General features: G+C 43.2%; 15 protein-coding genes. 10 read left to right on the top strand and 5 right to left on the bottom strand.

Annotation, left to right across the window (positions count from 1 at the left end; all coding sequences use genetic code 11):
* Positions 1-5: 5 nt before the first annotated feature.
* Genes scpB through yidD form a run of 3 tightly spaced genes read left to right on the top strand, consistent with a single transcriptional unit; the run spans position 6 to position 1,526 of the window.
* Positions 6-575, top strand: a complete 570-nt coding sequence (gene scpB, locus ACVBD2_RS08880) for an SMC-Scp complex subunit ScpB (RefSeq protein ID WP_000105289.1) — start codon at positions 6-8, stop codon at positions 573-575.
* A complete protein-coding gene (locus tag ACVBD2_RS08875; protein ID WP_181186726.1) occupies positions 562-1,284 on the top strand; it encodes a pseudouridine synthase in 723 nt (240 codons plus the stop codon). The genes scpB and ACVBD2_RS08875 overlap by 14 nt, the downstream gene beginning before the upstream one ends.
* The gene (yidD, locus tag ACVBD2_RS08870; protein WP_261047967.1) at positions 1,284-1,526 is read left to right on the top strand and encodes a membrane protein insertion efficiency factor YidD; all 243 of its coding nucleotides are present in this window, start codon (positions 1,284-1,286) and stop codon (positions 1,524-1,526) included. Before ACVBD2_RS08875 ends, yidD begins: the two co-directional genes overlap by 1 nt.
* Positions 1,527-1,557: 31 nt before the next feature.
* On the opposite strand, the gene ACVBD2_RS08865 is transcribed toward yidD, so the two are convergent.
* The 4 genes from ACVBD2_RS08865 to ACVBD2_RS08850 all read right to left on the bottom strand — a co-directional run bounded on the left by ACVBD2_RS08865 (position 1,558) and on the right by ACVBD2_RS08850 (position 5,282).
* Positions 1,558-2,529, bottom strand: coding sequence for a siderophore ABC transporter substrate-binding protein (locus ACVBD2_RS08865; RefSeq protein WP_132972609.1), 972 nt, complete (start codon positions 2,527-2,529; stop codon positions 1,558-1,560).
* A 98-nt stretch (positions 2,530-2,627) separates the two neighbouring features.
* Positions 2,628-3,380 carry an iron ABC transporter ATP-binding protein gene (locus ACVBD2_RS08860; protein ID WP_132972607.1) on the bottom strand — a complete coding sequence of 251 codons (753 nt, stop codon included), beginning with the start codon at positions 3,378-3,380 and terminating at the stop codon, positions 2,628-2,630.
* A complete protein-coding gene (locus ACVBD2_RS08855) occupies positions 3,377-4,333 on the bottom strand; it encodes an iron chelate uptake ABC transporter family permease subunit (protein WP_125418523.1) in 957 nt (318 codons plus the stop codon). The genes ACVBD2_RS08860 and ACVBD2_RS08855 overlap by 4 nt, the downstream gene beginning before the upstream one ends.
* On the bottom strand, positions 4,323-5,282 hold the full coding sequence (locus ACVBD2_RS08850; RefSeq protein ID WP_125418525.1) for an ABC transporter permease: 960 nt from the start codon (positions 5,280-5,282) through the stop codon (positions 4,323-4,325). The genes ACVBD2_RS08855 and ACVBD2_RS08850 overlap by 11 nt, the downstream gene beginning before the upstream one ends.
* A gap of 233 nt (positions 5,283-5,515) precedes the next feature.
* Between ACVBD2_RS08850 and pepA the strand changes: the two genes are divergently transcribed.
* Complete coding sequence (gene pepA, locus ACVBD2_RS08845; protein ID WP_000209181.1) at positions 5,516-6,580, top strand: glutamyl aminopeptidase; 1,065 nt, start codon at positions 5,516-5,518, stop codon at positions 6,578-6,580.
* A gap of 20 nt (positions 6,581-6,600) precedes the next feature.
* The gene (locus ACVBD2_RS08840; RefSeq protein ID WP_093585888.1) at positions 6,601-6,897 is read left to right on the top strand and encodes a bacteriocin immunity family protein; all 297 of its coding nucleotides are present in this window, start codon (positions 6,601-6,603) and stop codon (positions 6,895-6,897) included.
* A gap of 92 nt (positions 6,898-6,989) precedes the next feature.
* Here the strand turns inward: ACVBD2_RS08840 and ACVBD2_RS08835 are convergent, their stop codons facing one another.
* Complete coding sequence (locus ACVBD2_RS08835; RefSeq protein ID WP_000026664.1) at positions 6,990-8,621, bottom strand: Na/Pi cotransporter family protein; 1,632 nt, start codon at positions 8,619-8,621, stop codon at positions 6,990-6,992.
* A 332-nt stretch (positions 8,622-8,953) separates the two neighbouring features.
* Between ACVBD2_RS08835 and ACVBD2_RS08830 the strand changes: the two genes are divergently transcribed.
* The 5 genes from ACVBD2_RS08830 to glnA all read left to right on the top strand — a co-directional run bounded on the left by ACVBD2_RS08830 (position 8,954) and on the right by glnA (position 17,609).
* Positions 8,954-13,678, top strand: coding sequence for an endo-beta-N-acetylglucosaminidase (locus ACVBD2_RS08830; RefSeq protein WP_461685633.1), 4,725 nt, complete (start codon positions 8,954-8,956; stop codon positions 13,676-13,678).
* Positions 13,679-13,927: 249 nt separating this feature from the next.
* Entirely contained in the window at positions 13,928-15,127 is a 1,200-nt protein-coding gene (locus tag ACVBD2_RS08825) for a phosphoglycerate kinase (RefSeq protein ID WP_461685632.1), read from the top strand.
* Between the two features lie 138 nt (positions 15,128-15,265).
* Positions 15,266-15,793 (top strand): FUSC family protein, encoded by a 528-nt coding sequence (locus tag ACVBD2_RS08820; RefSeq protein ID WP_000540311.1) that lies wholly within the window; start codon positions 15,266-15,268, stop codon positions 15,791-15,793.
* Between the two features lie 76 nt (positions 15,794-15,869).
* A complete protein-coding gene (glnR, locus tag ACVBD2_RS08815) occupies positions 15,870-16,226 on the top strand; it encodes a transcriptional repressor GlnR (RefSeq protein ID WP_000664331.1) in 357 nt (118 codons plus the stop codon).
* A 36-nt stretch (positions 16,227-16,262) separates the two neighbouring features.
* The gene (glnA, locus tag ACVBD2_RS08810) at positions 16,263-17,609 is read left to right on the top strand and encodes a type I glutamate--ammonia ligase (protein ID WP_001122884.1); all 1,347 of its coding nucleotides are present in this window, start codon (positions 16,263-16,265) and stop codon (positions 17,607-17,609) included.
* The last annotated feature ends 4 nt before the right edge of the window (positions 17,610-17,613 follow it).

The following is a 17,613-nucleotide window of genomic DNA, read 5'->3' as shown; positions in this document are numbered from 1 at the left end:
GAAAGATGAGTACTTTAGCAGAAATAGAAGCGCTCTTGTTTGTAGCAGGTGAAGATGGGATTCGGGTTCGCCAGTTGGCTGAACTCCTATCACTTCCCCCGACAGGCATCCAACAGAGTTTAGAAAAATTAGCCCAGAAGTATGAAAAAGACCAAGAGTCGAGCTTGTCCCTGATCGAGACAGGTGGCGCTTACAGATTGGTCACCAAGCCTCAATTTGCAGCGATTTTGAAGGAATACTCCAAGGCACCCATCAACCAGAGCTTGTCTCGGGCTGCTCTTGAAACCTTGTCCATCATTGCCTACAAGCAACCGATTACCCGAATTGAGATTGATGCTATTCGTGGGGTTAATTCTAGTGGAGCTCTAGCTAAGCTACAAGCTTTTGAATTGATAAGAGAAGATGGAAAAAAAGAAGTTTTGGGCCGCCCCAACCTCTATGTGACTACGGATTATTTCCTAGATTACATGGGGATTAACCATTTAGAAGAATTACCAGTGATTGATGAGCTTGAGATTCAAGCCCAAGAAAGCCAATTATTTGGTGAAAGGATAGAAGAAGATGAGAATCAATAAATATATTGCCCACGCAGGTGTGGCCAGTAGGAGAAAAGCAGAAGAGTTGATCAAGCAAGGCTTGGTGACGGTTAACGGACAAGTGGTGCGTGAACTCGCAACGACTATTAAGTCTGGTGACAAGGTCGAAGTGGAAGGCCAGCCCATCTACAACGAAGAAAAGGTCTACTATTTGCTTAACAAACCACGCGGAGTGATTTCCAGTGTGACAGACGACAAGGGCCGCAAGACTGTTGTCGACTTCTTGCCTAATGTCAAAGAACGCATTTACCCTGTGGGACGTTTGGACTGGGATACATCAGGTGTCTTGATTTTGACCAATGATGGGGACTTCACGGATGAAATGATTCACCCCCGCAATGAGATTGACAAGGTCTATGTCGCGCGTGTTAAAGGTGTGGCCAATAAGGATAATCTCCGCCCCTTGACTCGTGGTCTTGAGATTGATGGCAAGAAAACCAAGCCAGCTGTCTATGAGATTCTCAAAGTGGATCCAGTTAAAAATCGATCTGTGGTACAGTTGACTATCCATGAGGGGCGTAATCATCAGGTTAAAAAGATGTTTGAAGCTGTCGGTCTTCAAGTGGATAAGTTGTCACGGACACGTTTTGGACACCTAGACTTGACAGGTCTCCGTCCGGGAGAATCTCGTCGCCTTAACAAAAAAGAAATCAGCCAATTACACACCATGGCTGTAACCAAGAAATAATGAAACGAATTTTAATAGCACCAGTACGCTTTTACCAACGCTTTATCTCACCAGCCTTTCCACCCTCTTGTCGTTTTGAGCCTACTTGTTCCAACTACATGATTCAGGCTATTGAAAAACATGGTTTCAAGGGTGTTTTGATGGGCTTGGCTCGGATTTTGCGTTGTCATCCCTGGTCGAAAATAGGAAAGGATCCTGTGCCAGACCACTTTTCCCTCAAACGAAATCAAGAAAAAAAATAACCCAACATCACCTGATGTTGGGTTTTCTTGCTTATTTCAAAGCTTTTTGAGCGTCTTCGATCATGAGTTTAGTTGATTCAAGTCCGCCTCCGCTTAGGTACCAGAGGTCTGGTGTTAGTTGGATGATTTTACCATTTTTAGCGGCAGGAGTTTCAGCGATGAGGGCATTTTCTAGGACGCCGTCGTTGCTTGAGTTGTCCCCACCGATGGCAAGGGTACGGTTGATGACAAAGAGGATGTCGGGATTGATTTCTTTCACACTTTCAAAGCTGACTTCCTGTCCGTGGCGAGAGTCTTCAAATTGAGTATCAGTTGGCTTGAATTTCAAGGTTTGGTACAAGAAAGAGAAACGAGATTGGGCACCAAAGGCAGCCATTTTTCCTTCGTTTAGAAGGATGGCAAGGGCTTTTTTATCAGAACTTTCGTTTTTAGTTGCGACTTCTTGGATGCTCTTATCCAGGTTAGCCAATTCTTCCTTGGCTTTCTGTGTACCAGTTTCACCGAAGGCACTTGCTAGGGATTCGATGTTGGCCTTGGTAGAAGTCCAGTAGTCGTCCTTGCTTGCTTGGAAGAGCACGGTTGGGGCGATTTCTTTGAACTTGTCTACGAATTTTTGGGTACGTGGAGAAGCAATGATCAAATCTGGTTCAAGAGCGGCAATGGCTTCTAGATCTGGCTCGACCATAGAACCAACATTTTTAACTTTTTCAGCTAGGCTTTTGAGATAGGTTGGAACAGTTTTTGTAGGCATTCCGACGATATTCTTTTCAAATCCTAAAGCGCGAATAGTATCCGCAGCACCGAGGTCAAAGGTCACAATCTTTTCAGGAACCTTTGAAAGTTTGACCTCATCTAGTGAACTTTTAATGGTTATCTCTGTTGGAGCAGAGCTACTTGTCTCTGTCTGGCTAGTGCTTGAGTTTGTATTTGTACTACATGCACCAAGTAAGAGCAAGAAGCCGGCCACTAGGGCAGTGAGATAAAGTTTAAGGGATGTTTTCATGATTTCTCCTTTTTAAAATGTGATAACGATGTAGGGGGGCTCTTAGATAGGCTTGTTAGCTAAGAGACAGAGGGTACTCTAACATGAGTTCGGAATAGCTAGCTATAGATACAGATCTTTTTGCCGTTGATATCAGCCAGCGTGATGGGAATCTCATAGAGTTGACTGAGCAGGTCAGCCTGCATGATTTGAGCAGTCGTTCCCTTGCAAAAGACTTGACCGTCTTTAAAGGCGACAATTTCATCCGCATACTGACTGGCTATGTTGATATCGTGGAGGACGATGATAATGGTCTTACCTAGTTCCTCCACCAGTCGCCGAAGAATCTGCATCATGCTGACACTTTGCTTGATATCGAGATTGTTGAGCGGCTCGTCTAGCAAGATAAAGTCTGTATCCTGGGCTAGTACCATAGCGATAAAAACACGTTGGAGCTGTCCACCAGACAGGCTATCGATGTAGCGGTCTTTTAAGTTTGTCAGTTCCAGATAGTCCAGAGTTTCTCGGATTTTTTCCCAGTCTTCTGCTCTCAGTCGACCACGGCTGTAGGGAAAACGTCCAAAGCTGACCAGTTCTTCTACAGTCAATTTGGCTTGGTAATTGATCTTCTGCTTTAGGATGGTGAGCTCTTTGGCTAGTTCTTGCGAATTCCAACTCTCGATTTCACGCCCTTTGATACTGAGAATTCCTTGATCCTTCTTGGTCAGTCTGCTCATGATGGAGAGAAGAGTTGATTTTCCAGCACCATTTGGACCAATGAAGGCTGTCAGTTTCTGAGGACTGACTTCAAGGGAAATGTCTTGCAAAATATCCTGTTTTTGAATGGATTTGTCAATGTTTTCCAGTTTCACCGACGGGCCCTCCTGTAAAGTAAGATAAAGAATAAGAGACCACCCACACTCTCGATGATCATGCTGATGCGAATTTCCAGTGCAAAGACTCGTTCGATGAGGGCTTGCCCCAAGGTCAAACTAATAAATCCAATCAGAATGGCTACGATAAAGAGCAACTTGTGCCGATAATCTTTGACAATCAGGTAAGTGAGATTGGCCAGCATAAAGCCGAAGAAGGCCATAGGCCCTACCAAGGCAGTCGCTGTTGAGGTCAAAAGCACGATGCCCCAGAGGAGTTCTCTCTGTTCTTTTTCAACATCGAGTCCCAAAATCTGAGCCGTTTCTCTTTGCAGGTGTAAGACATCCAGAATAACTGCTTTTCGAAAGAAAAAGATTGTCAAGGCAAAGATGATCAGAGAACTGATGGCTAGGATGGAAGTGTTGAGATGCTGAAAGGAGGCAAAGAGACTGTTCTGCAGTTTATCGTATTCATTTGGATCCATCAGGACTTGGAGGAAGATACTGATATTTCGAAAGAGACTTCCCAGGGCTAGGCAGATTAGCAGAATGAAAACCAAATTTTGCTTCATCAGCGTCTTCAAGTAACCTTGTAAGGCGAGAAAGAAGAGGGATTGAAGCAGAAGCAAGACTAGAAATTCTAAGATAGGAGACTTCCCAAGCTGTAGAAATTTGCTTTCAAATATCAGTACCAGGGTTTGTAGCAAGACATAGAAGGATTCGATTCCCAAAATACTTGGCGTCAGAAAGCGATTTTCCGTCAGGGTTTGAAAACTAATGGTCGAAATCCCTGTCGCGATGGCTACCAAGAGATAAACGATGATTTTTTGGGAACGCAGCTTCCAGGCAAAGGCAGACAGGTTAGTGATGGGCCAAAAGTAGAGGAGACAAGCTCCGATGGCCAGAATAATGAGAAGGCAAAAGAGCTTGGTATGTTTGCTTTTAAACTGCATCTTTTTGTCCCCCTCTCCAGAGAAGTAGGATAAAGACGAGACTACCGATGATTCCTAGCAAGAGACTGACAGACAGCTCATAGGGCCGAATCAAGACTCGAGAGAGGATGTCGCAGGCCAGAACCAGATTGGCTCCGACCAGAGCGACCATGAGTTTGGTTTGGCTCAGATTATCTCCATAGCGCTTGCGGATAAGATTGGGAACGATGACTCCGAGAAAAGGCAAGGCACCAACGGTAATCATGGTGACACTTGTCGTTAGCGCCACTAGAAAGAGGGCCAGCTTTTCAAGTAGGGAGTAAGAAATCCCCAAACTCTCACTGGTTTCCTTGCCCAGATTCATGATGGTGAAGGTTTGGGATAATTTCCAAACGGCTATCAGGATAATGAGGCCTAAGAAGAGCCACTCATACTGATGGGTCTGAATCATGGAGAAGGAACCCTGGGTCCAAGCTGTCATACTCTGAACCAGATTGAAACGATAGGCGATAACTTCTGTGATGGAACCGATAATCCCACTATAGATGATCCCAATCAAGGGCAACATCCACCTTTCCTTTATAGAAAAAAGAGTCATAAAGGCAAGGAAGAAGAGGGTAAATATGATGGATGAGCCAAAAGCAAAGAGCATCTTTTGGGTCAGACTCGCAGACGGAAAGACAAAGAGGCTCAACACCATTCCCAGTTTGGCGGCTTCTGTCGTTCCGACTGTACTCGGAGCAGCAAACTGATTTTGGGTAATGGTCTGCATGAGGAGTCCTGCCATGCTCATACTGGAGGCTGCAAGGAGAATGCTGATGGTTCTTGGAAGACGCGACTCTTGAAAGAAAAGCCAGGTCTGTTGGTCAAAAGTAAAGAATTTTTCCCAAGAAAAATCACTAGTTCCAATGGTAATGGAGAGAAAGACCAGGAGTAGAAGTAAGCCTGTTAAAATATGAGAGAGTTTCATACCTCGTCCTTTCGTGTAGATTTGGTATAAAAATACCCTTGGAGATAATGTAACACGATTTTTTTAATCTGTCAATAAATTTTCTGACAATTTAATGTAAAAAGAAAGAAAAATTTCTGAAATTACATCTGCCCCTCTCTTTTATTGGAAAACTGAGTAAAAACCAATCCACCTTCCCACTATCCTTCTCCTATAAAAAGTGGTAAAATGGAGGACAGAAAGAAGGAACTGATATGACAACATTATTTTCAAAAATCAAAGAAGTAACAGAGCTTGCTGCGATCTCAGGTCATGAAGCACCTGTCCGGACTTATCTTCGTGAAAAGTTGACACCGCACGTGGATGAAGTGGTGACAGATGGCTTGGGTGGTATTTTTGGTATTAAACATTCAGAAGCTGCGGATGCACCGCGTGTTTTGGTCGCTTCTCACATGGATGAAGTTGGTTTTATGGTCAGCGAGATTAAGCCAGACGGAACCTTCCGTGTCGTTGAAATCGGTGGCTGGAATCCTATGGTGGTCAGCAGCCAACGCTTTAAACTCTTTACTCGTGACGGTCGTGAAATTCCAGTGATCTCAGGTTCTGTTCCGCCTCATTTGACACGTGGAACAGGTGGACCAACCATGCCAGCTATTTCAGATATCATTTTTGATGGTGGGTTTGCAGACAAGGCTGAGGCAGAAAGTTTTGGCATTCGTCCAGGTGACACCATTGTCCCGGATAGTTCTGCTATCTTGACAGCCAATGAAAAAAATATCATCTCAAAAGCTTGGGACAACCGCTACGGTGTCCTCATGGTAAGCGAGCTAGCTGAAGCTTTATCAGGTCAAAAACTTGGAAATGAACTCTACCTTGGCTCGAACGTCCAAGAAGAAGTTGGTCTTCGTGGCGCTCATACTTCTACAACTAAGTTTGATCCAGAAGTTTTCCTAGCTGTTGACTGTTCACCTGCTGGTGATGTTTATGGTGGCCAAGGCAAGATTGGGGATGGAACTTTGATTCGTTTCTATGATCCAGGTCATTTGCTCCTCCCAGGTATGAAGGATTTCCTTTTGACAACGGCTGAAGAAGCAGGTATCAAGTACCAATACTACTGTGGAAAAGGTGGAACAGACGCTGGAGCAGCTCATCTGAAAAATGGTGGTGTCCCATCTACAACTATCGGTGTCTGCGCTCGTTATATCCATTCTCACCAAACTCTCTACGCGATGGATGACTTCTTAGAAGCCCAAGCTTTCTTGCAAGCCTTGGTGAAAAAATTGGATCGTTCAACGGTTGATTTGATTAAACATTATTAAACATAAGGGAGGTGGTCAGGATGGCAGAAGCAAATCTAGAAAGCTTAATAAAAGACCTCTATAACCATGCCCGTCAGGGTTTGAGTGAAGATTTAGTTGCTGCTCTCCTAGAGACTGCTAAAAAACTGCCTACCACTAATGAGCAATTATTAGCAGTCCGTCTCTCAGGACTTGTCACCCGTGAATTGCTCACTAATCCCAAACACCCAGCACCTGAATTGATCAACTTGGCGCGCTTTATCAAAAGAGAAGAAGCCAAGTACAGAGGCACTGCAGTTTCTGCTATTATGTTTGGAGAACTCTTTAAAATGCTTTGATTCCACTGTGAATCAAAGCATTTTTTATATGGTTGAAAAGACATTCTTGATTAAGAGAAAAAGCCATCCCATTCAGGATAGCTTTTTGGTTATTAGATTTGTTCAGCAATGACCTTTTCAGCTAGGTTCATAGCATGGTCAGATACACGAGTGTAGTGGGAAATGATGTCGATAAAGTTGACTCCAGCTTGTGTAGAACACTCACCTTTGTTAAGGCGTTTGATATGAGTCTTTCTGAGAACGCGTTCCATATTGTTGATTTCTTTATGGCGTTCAATCAGACTTTGAGCTTTTTCAATATCATTGTTTTCTACACTATCAAGGGCATCCTTGATGAATGTAGTTGTTGCTTGATAAATCTCAGCTAATTCCTCTAAAGCAGCATCAGAAAATTGAACATTCTTACGTTGAAGGTAGTCTGTTAGGTTGAGCAAGCCTTCTGCGTGGTCCCCAATCCGTTCCAAATCACGAGATGAATCCAGGATGTTGGTCAAGACTTCGCTTTCCTTTTGACTCAAGGATTCGCTTGAGAGTCTGATGAGGTAACGAGTGAGTTTTTCATCGATGGTATTGATGGCTTCCTCTGTCTTGTGCCCTTTTTCAGCTACCTTTTCATCCAAACCGATGATATAGGTATAAGAAAGGTCAAAAGCTTTGGCTGCATAGTTTCCTAAGTGCAAAAGTTCTTTTTTGGCATTTCCTAGAGCGATAGAAGGAGATTGCTGGATAAGTTGCTCGTCGAGATAGAGGGGCTCGTACTTGACAACCTCGTCTTCACCAGGGATGAGCTTGGTTACAAAGTAGGCCAAGGCTCCGATGAATGGAAATTGTACAATGGTGTTACTTACGTTAAAGGCACCGTGAGAGAAGGCGATGGTCATCTCAGGTGAGAGGTGAAGGAGTGCCTGAAAGTACTCGATCATAGCAGTGAAGGGGCCTAATAAGATTAAGCAAAGAATAGTCCCTAAAACGTTAAAGGTAACGTGAGTCGCTGCAACGCGTTTCGCAGAGACATTGGCTCCAGCTGCCGCAATGATAACGGTTAGGGTTGTCCCTATATTATCCCCGAAGAGAACTGGTAGCGAACCTTTAAGGTCAAGGAACCCACCTGCATAGAGGCCTTGCAAAATCCCGATCGTTGCAGAAGATGCCTGGATGAGGACGGTAATCACCGCACCAGCTACCACTCCTAAAATAGGATTTTGTCCCAAGGTTACCATATATTCCTTGAATTGTGGTAAATCTTTAAGCGGGCTCATACCGGCACTGATGAGGTTGAGGGCGTAGAAGATTCCCCCGACACCAAACAGGATGCGCCCGATATTGTTTGCTGTTCTGTTTTTTGTGAAGAAGAGGAACATGGTTCCAAGGAAAATTAAGGGTAAAGCATACTCGCCAAGCTTGAAACCGATGATAAAGGAAGTAACAGTGGTTCCGATGTTGGCTCCCATGATAATTCCGATAGCCTGTCTAAGGGTTAGAAGACTAGCGCTGACCAGCCCGACCGTGATAACTGTAACCCCTGTACTTGACTGAATGAGGGCAGTCACGACGATTCCGACTAGAACGCCTAAAAAGGGATTGCTGGTATACTTGTCAATGTAAAAACGAAGGCGATCTCCAGCAGCTTGTTGCAAACCGTCTCCCATGGTCTTGATACTGTATAAAAACAGTCCTAGACCTCCTAAAAAGTGAAATAAAATTTCCTGCCAATTAATGGACATTTCTTTTTCCTCCGGAAAATAATAACGGAATTTCTCCTATTCTATTTTAAAGGATAAAAGTAAATCTCACAAGTGTTTAGCTGAAATTTTCATAAGAAACAAGAACTTTCTTTTAAAATGAGAGATAGATTCCCTTTAAGATAGATGATTTATAGGATTGTGTCCAAATTTTACTGATTATTATCCTAGTTATAGTTTTTATGTTAAATAGATTGACATCGCTTTCATATAGGATAAAATGAAGATGATCCTGTTCTGGTGGTGTGCACTGAGAACAGTTACTTTTTATCAAAAAGTAAAGCGCTTACTTTATATTTTATTAGGAGGATAAGATGAAAAATCTATTTTTTGAAAAACGTTGCCGTTACAGTATTCGTAAGCTGTCAATCGGGGCTTGTTCCTTGATGATTGGTTCAGCTCTATTTGCGAGTCCAGCTCTTGCCGAACAAGTCGCAGTCCCTGAAACAGCTGCAAATACGAGCGCCCAAGCTACAAGCGCTAGTGAAACAGCTAATCCAGATACTGCAGCTATCGAAAAACAATTATCGGAAACAGAAAACAAAGTAGCTGAGCAACCCATTTCAGAAAACACTCCAGCAATAACGGATCTGGTTAATGAAAAAGAAGAAGCGAAGCCAGCTTTGACAGATAAAACTGAAAAACCTATTCAACCAACTGAAAAAGAAGAAGTCAAACCAGAGGAGGCTCCTCAAGTAGCTGAGAAGAAAGCCGACAAACCGACTCTAACAGACGTTCCTAAAAATGAAGAAAAGAGTCTCCGACCAAAAGAAATCAAATTTGATACTTGGGAGGATTTGTTAAAATGGGAACCGGGTGCGCGTGAGGATGATCCTATTAACCGTTCCTCAGTTGAACTCGCCAAGCGCCACAGAGGGCAGTTGGTCAATGAAAAAGCAAGCAGAAGAGCCAAGGTCCAGGCGCTGGCAAATACCAACTCAAAGGCCAAAGACCACGCTTCTGTTGGTGGAGAAGAATTCAAGGCCTACGCCTTTGATTACTGGCAATACTTGGATTCAATGGTCTTCTGGGAAGGTCTAGTTCCAACTCCAGATGTCATTGATGCCGGTCACCGCAACGGAGTTCCCGTTTATGGAACACTCTTTTTCAACTGGTCTAATAGCATTGCCGACCAAGAAAAATTTGCAGCTGCCTTGAAACAAGACGAAGATGGCACTTTCCCGATCGCACGGAAACTTGTCGATCTTGCTAAGTACTATGGCTTTGATGGCTATTTCATTAATCAGGAAACAACGGGGGAATTGGTAGCACCTCTTGGTGAAAAAATGCGCCAATTCATGCTCTATACAAAGGAATATGCAGCTAAGGTCAACCACCCAATCAAGTATGCTTGGTACGATGCCATGACCTACAAATATGGTCGTTACCACGAAGATGGTCTAGGTGATTACAACTACCAGTTCATGCAAAAAGAAGGAGACAAGGTACCTGCAGATCAATTTTTTGCCAATTTCAACTGGAACAAGGAAAAGAATGACCACTCCGTAGAGATGGCCAAATGGCTAGAACGTAGCCAATATGATGTCTTTGCAGGCTTGGAATTGCAACAAGGTGGTTCTTATAAGACCAAAGTCAAATGGGATGCTCTCTTGGATGAAAAGGGTAAGTTGCGTTTGTCACTTGGACTTTTTGCACCAGATACGATTACCAGTCTAGGAAAAACAGGCGAAGACTACCACAAGAACGAAGACATCTTCTTTACAGGTTACCAAGGAGATCCAACGGCTCAAAAACCAGCTGACAAAGAGTGGTATGGAATTGCCAATTTAGTTGCTGACCGTACACCAGCAGTAGGACGTACCTTCACCACCTCTTTTAATACAGGTCATGGTAGAAAGTGGTTTGTAGACGGTAAATTTTCTAAGGATTCTGAGTGGAACTACCGTTCTGTTTCAGGTGTCTTACCAACATGGCGCTGGTGGCAGACTTCGACAGGTGAAAAGCTTCGTGCAGAATATGACTTTACAGATGCTTATAATGGCGGTAACTCACTTAAATTCTCAGGTGATGTAGCTGGCAAGACAGACCAGGATGTGAATTTGTATTCTACTAAACTAGAAGTGACTGAGAAAACCAAACTCCGTGTTGCCCACAAGGGAGGAAAAGGCTCTAAAGTTTATATGGCCTTCTCTACGACTCCAGACTACAAATTTGAGGATGCAGAGGCATGGAAAGAACTGACTCTTTCTGACAACTGGACAAATGAAGAATTTGACCTCAGCTCACTAGCTGGAAAAACCATCTATGCAGTTAAACTCTTCTTTGAGCATGAAGGAGAAGTAAAAGATTATCAGTTCAACCTAGGTCAATTAACAATTTCAGACAATCACCAAGCCCCGCAAGCTCCAACAGGCCTCTCTGTGGTGAAACAATCTCTTAAGAATGCCCAAGAAGCTGAAGCAGTGGTCCAATTTGCGGGTAACAAGGATGCGGATTTCTATGAAGTCTACGAAAAAGATGGGGATAACTGGCGTTTATTGACAGGATCATCTGCTTCCACTATCTACTTGCCAAAAGTTAGCCGCTCTGCTAATGCGACTGGTAGGACTCAGGAATTGAAAGTCGTTGCAGTTGGTAAAAATGGACTTCGTTCTGAAGCAGTGACGGCATCCTTCAACTGGGGGATGACAGTTCAGGATACGACTCTCCCAAGACCTTTAGCTGAAAATATTGTTCCAGGTGCAACGGTTATCGGTAGCACTTTCCCAAATACTGAAGGTGGAGAAGGCATCGAAGGCATGTTGAACGGTACCATTACTAGCTTGTCAGACAAGTGGTCTTCAGGACAATTGAGTGGTAGTGTAGATATTCGTTTGACCCAACCACGTCGTGTTGTCAGATGGGTGATGGATCATGCGGGAGCTGGCGGTGAGTCTGTTAACGATGGTTTGATGAACACTAAGGACTTTGATCTTTATTACAAGGATATTGATGGCGAGTGGAAACTAGCTAAGGAAGTCCGTGGCAATAAAGCACACGTGACAGATATCACTCTTGATAAACCAATCACCGCTCAAGACTGGCGTCTAAAAGTTATCACTTCAGATAATGGGACACCTTGGAAGGCCATTCGTATCTACAACTGGAAGATGTACGAAACCTTGGATACAGAAAGCCAAAATATTCCAATGGCTAAGGTAGCTGCCCGTTCACTTGGAAACCATCAAGTTCAACTTGGCTTCTCTGATGTTCCAGCGGGTGCAACTATCACCGTTTACGACAAGGCAGATTCACAAACACCGATTGCAACTTTGAAGTCTGAAACTGGAGGCGACTTGGCAACAGCACCATTGGGCTTTGACAAGCAACCAACTCTCCTCTACTATCGTACCCAACTACCTGGCAAAGAAATTAGTAACACCTTGGCAGTAGCGATTCCGCAGGATGAGAGAAAAATTGCTGCAGTTAGCCTTGAAAAAGGGCCTAAGAAGACAGTTTATAAAGAGGGAGAAAAACTTGACCTTAGAGGCGGCACCCTCCGTGTTCAATACGAAGGGGGACAAGCCGATGAGCTGATCAACCTTACTCACTCAGGTGTGACAGTATCTGGCTACAACGCTCATCAAAAAGGGGAACAAAAGCTCACAGTTAGCTATCTTGGACTTCCAGTAAGCGGTGACTTGAAGGTACAAGTGACTGGTCAAGATGAAGGAAAACCAAAGGAAGTAGCAGGTCTGTACATTACTCAGAAACCGAAAACGGACTATCTAGTAGGAGAGCAACTGGATCTTGCAGAAGGGCACTTCGGCGTTCTCTATGATGATGAGACAGAAGAAAGCCATGCCTTCACAGATCAAGGTGTTGAAATTACGGGCTACGATGCTCAAAAGACTGGTCGTCAGACCTTGACCCTTCATTACAAGGGACACACAGCTGAGTTCGATGTCTTGGTTTCTCCAAAAGCAGCTGTCAACGACGAGTACCTCAAACAAGAAATTACTGCTGCCCAAGGCCGTCAGTCAACCCTTGCCTACACCTTCTCAAGCGAGGACAAACAAGCAGCACTAGTAGAGAAGCTCAATGCTGCGAAAGCTGTTGCTGAAAACCATGATGCCAGTCAAGAAGAAGTCAACAAAGCCTTGAATGAATTGAAACAAGCAGGTGCAGACTTGGATGGCAATCAACGTTATCAAACTGCTAGAGAAGAATTGGAAGGCTTGCTCGAATCCGTCCGTGAAAAAGATTCTCAAGCTGAGTTGATTGCCCAAGCTGAAGCTTTATTGTCTTCACAAACACCAACTCCACAAGCTTTTGCGGATATGAAAGAAAAGCTGAATAAGAAACTAGCCACTGTAGAAGTAAGCCATCATGTTGGTAGCATGGATCCAAGTGAAGTAGCCCCAACAGTTGAAGCCCTTCCTGAACTAGTTGTTGAAACTGAAACAACAGCCTTTGAACGTCAGGAGCGACCAAACGCCGACCTTCTCAAAGGCCAACGCCGTGTTGTGCAAGCTGGAGTTGAAGGTCAAGTTCGCCACTTTGTAGAAGTAGATACCCAAGGCAAACGCACCCTTCGTTCGACAGAAGTTGTCAAGGAAGCAATCCCAGAAATCATCGAAGTTGGAACAAAAGTTCTCTCAAGTAACCAACCAGCTGAAGGTGTAAAAGATTTAGTTCACGAGAAACCAACTCTTGAAATTGAAGAAAAACCACTTGCCTTCGAGCGTCAAGAACGCTCAAATGCCGACCTTCTCAAAGGCCAACGCCAGCTAGTTCAAGCTGGAGTTGAAGGTCAAAATCGTCACTTTATAGAAGTAGATGTCCAAGGCAAACGCACCCTTCGTTCGACTGAGGTTCTCAAGGAAGCTCTTCCAGAAATTGTTGAAGTAGGAACGAAAGAAGAACAAGCCTCACAAACAAGGGATCAAGCGCTTTTAGCTGCACCAGCAAAAGTTGAAGAAGCAAGCAAACAACTGCCAAATACTGGGGCAGAAATAGATGCCGGTCTAGTAGCACTTGGACTCCTCGGAGTGATGAGTGCCTATGGACTTGTAGCTTTGAAAAAGAGAGAAGACTAATCGGATTTACGAATCTTGGATTTTCTCATAAAAACTAAAAAACAAGGTTTGACTGAAGATTAGTCAGACCTTGTTTTAACTAGTTTTTCTTTCATTAATTAGTTATTTGGCAAGGTTTTTCTAGATTTTATTTTAAAAAATGCTAGTTTCAATTATAAGAAAGAACTAGAAAAGTTTAGGGTTTTGCTATCTCTTTTGTTGATTTTGTGATATAATTAACACGTATAAAAAAAGAAGGAGTCATATCTAATGGCAAAATTGACTGTTAAAGACGTTGACTTGAAAGGGAAAAAAGTTCTCGTTCGTGTTGACTTCAACGTACCTGTTAAAGATGGCGTGATTACCAACGACAACCGTATCACTGCAGCTCTTCCAACTATCAAGTACATCCTTGAACAAGGTGGACGTGCAATCCTCTTCTCTCACCTTGGACGTGTAAAAGAAGAAGCAGACAAAGAAGGTAAATCACTTGCTCCTGTAGCTGCTGACTTGGCTGCTAAATTGGGACAAGAAGTTAAATTTATCCCAGGTGTTACACGTGGTGCTGAATTGGAATCCGCTGTTAACGCTCTTGAAGATGGACAAGTTCTCTTGGTTGAAAACACTCGTTTCGAAGATGTTGACGGCAAGAAAGAATCTAAAAACGATCCTGAACTTGGTAAATACTGGGCATCACTTGGAGATGGTATCTTCGTAAACGATGCATTCGGTACAGCTCACCGTGCGCACGCATCTAACGTTGGTATCTCAGCAAACGTTGAAAAAGCAGTTGCTGGATTCCTTCTTGAAAATGAAATTGCCTACATCCAAGAAGCTGTTGAAGCTCCAGAACGTCCATTCGTGGCTATCCTTGGTGGTTCAAAAGTTTCAGACAAGATCGGTGTTATCGAAAACTTGCTTGAAAAAGCTGATAAAGTCCTTATCGGTGGTGGGATGACTTACACATTCTACAAAGCGCAAGGTATCGAAATCGGTAACTCACTTGTAGAAGAAGATAAATTGGATGTTGCAAAAGCTCTTCTTGAAAAAGCAAATGGCAAATTGATCTTGCCAGTTGACTCAAAAGAAGCAAACGCATTTGCTGACTACACTGAAGTAAAAGACACTGAAGGTGAAGCAGTAGATCCAGGCTTCCTTGGTTTGGATATCGGTCCTAAATCTATCGCTAAGTTTGACGAAGCCTTGACTGGTGCGAAAACAGTTGTATGGAACGGACCAATGGGTGTGTTTGAAAACCCTGACTTCCAAGCTGGTACAATCGGTGTGATGGACGCTATCGTGAAACAACCAGGCGTGAAATCAATCATCGGTGGTGGTGACTCAGCTGCCGCAGCCATCAACCTTGGTCGTGCAGACAAGTTCTCATGGATTAGTACGGGCGGAGGCGCTTCTATGGAGCTTCTTGAAGGTAAAGTATTGCCAGGATTGGCTGCACTTACAGAAAAATAAGCTTTCTTAGATGAAATCATAGAAAAGAGGAACTTTGTTTCCTCTTTTTCTTGTAGCTTGAATTAAAAACGTTTCCGATTGATTTTGGCTCATAAAATCAACTAAATTATGATAAAATGGAAATAGAAAGTTGAGATTATGGGTTATTTTAAAAAATATAAATTTGATAAGTCACAGTTTAAGCTTGGTCTACGAACCTTTAAAACCGGAATTGCTGTTTTTCTAGTTCTCTTGATTTTTGGATTTTTTGGTTGGAAAGGACTTCAAATTGGGGCTTTGACAGCAGTTTTCAGTTTGCGAGAAAGCTTTGATAAGAGTGTTCATTTTGGAACATCACGCATTCTAGGAAACAGTATCGGTGGTTTCTACGCCCTTGTCTTTTTCCTCTTAAACACTCTATTTCAAGAAGCCTTTTGGGTGACCTTGCTGATTGTGCCAATCTGCACCATGTTAACCATTATGACAAATGTTGCCATGAACAATAAGGCAGGAGTTATTGGTGGTGTAGCAGCTATGTTGATTATTACCCTATCAATACCGAGCGGAGAAACGTTTTTGTACGTGTTTGCTCGTGTATTTGAAACTTTTATGGGTGTTTTTGTCGCAATACTCGTAAATTATGATATTGATCGCTTCAGAAATCTTTTTGAGAAAAAAAGAAAATAATGTTATATTTTGTGACATTATCAATTGACGTATGTATTTTTTTAGACTATAATAGACAGAAAGAAGGAAATTGTGAATGAAGGAAAGAGAATTTCGCCGAAATATGGCTGTTTTTCCTATCGGCAGTGTGATGAAGTTGACCGATCTCTCGGCGCGTCAGATTCGTTATTATGAAGATCAAGAGTTGATAAAGCCTGATCGAAACGAAGGGAACCGTCGTATGTATTCTTTGAATGACATGGATCGTTTGCTTGAAATCAAAGATTATATCTCTGAAGGTTTCAACATCGCTGCCATTAAGAAAAAATATGCTGAACGTGAGGCGAAATCCAAGAAAGCAGTGAGCCCAACGGAAGTGCGTCGTGCGCTTCATAATGAGCTCCTCCAACAGGGACGCTTTGCTTCAGCGCAGTCACCTTTTGGTCGCGGTTAGGCAACCGCAAGTAGTCATACATTAAGGAGAAAAACCATGCCAATCACAGCTGCAGATATTCGTCGTGAAGTCAAGGAAAAAAATGTTACCTTTATTCGTCTCATGTTTTCAGATATCTTGGGGACGATGAAAAACGTCGAAATTCCTGCTACAGATGAACAGTTAGATAAAGTCTTGTCAAACAAGGCTATGTTTGATGGATCTTCTATTGAAGGTTTTGTACGTATCAATGAGTCAGATATGTACTTGTACCCAGACTTGGATACATGGACAGTCTTCCCTTGGGGAGATGAGAATGGAAGTGTTGCAGGTTTGATCTGTGATGTCTATACAACAGAGGGTGAGCCATTTGCAGGTGACCCTCGTGGTAATCTGAAGCGTGCGCTTCGTCATATGGAGGAAGTGGGATTCAAATCCTTCAACCTTGGTCCAGAACCAGAATTCTTCCTATTTAAGCTGGATGAAAATGGTGACCCGACACTTGAAGTAAATGACAAGGGTGGTTACTTTGATTTGGCGCCTACTGACCTTGCAGACAATACGCGTCGTGAAATCGTGAATGTCTTGACCAAAATGGGATTTGAAGTAGAAGCGAGTCACCACGAGGTTGCGGTTGGACAACATGAGATTGACTTCAAGTATGATGAAGTTCTCCGTGCCTGTGATAAGATTCAAATCTTTAAACTCGTTGTTAAAACCATTGCTCGTAAACACGGTCTTTACGCAACCTTTATGGCAAAACCAAAATTTGGTATTGCTGGGTCAGGTATGCACTGTAATATGTCCTTGTTTGATGCAGAAGGAAACAATGCCTTCTTTGATCCAAATGATCCAAAAGGAATGCAGCTGTCAGAAACGGCCTACCATTTCCTTGGTGGTTTGATCAAACATGCCTACAACTATACTGCCATCATGAACCCAACAGTTAACTCATACAAACGTTTGGTTCCAGGTTATGAAGCACCTGTTTACATTGCTTGGGCTGGTCGCAACCGTTCACCACTTGTGCGCGTGCCTGCTTCACGTGGTATGGGAACTCGTCTTGAGTTGCGTTCAGTGGACCCAATGGCAAACCCATATATCGCTATGGCGGTTCTGTTAGAAGTTGGTTTGCATGGTATTGAAAACAAAATCGAAGCACCAGCTCCGATTGAAGAAAATATCTACATCATGACAGCAGAAGAGCGTAAGGAAGCTGGAATCACAGACCTTCCATCAACTCTTCACAACGCTTTGAAGGCTTTGACTGAAGACGAAGTGGTTAAGGCTGCCCTAGGTGACCACATCTATACTAGTTTCCTTGAGGCTAAACGTATCGAGTGGGCTAGCTACGCAACCTTTGTGTCACAATGGGAAGTTGATAATTATCTTGACCTTTACTAATATA

Source organism: Streptococcus sp. KHUD_018 (assembly GCF_054861215.1).
The sequence above is the reverse complement of the archived record's forward strand: the minus strand, read 5'-3'. Positions and strand labels throughout refer to the sequence as shown.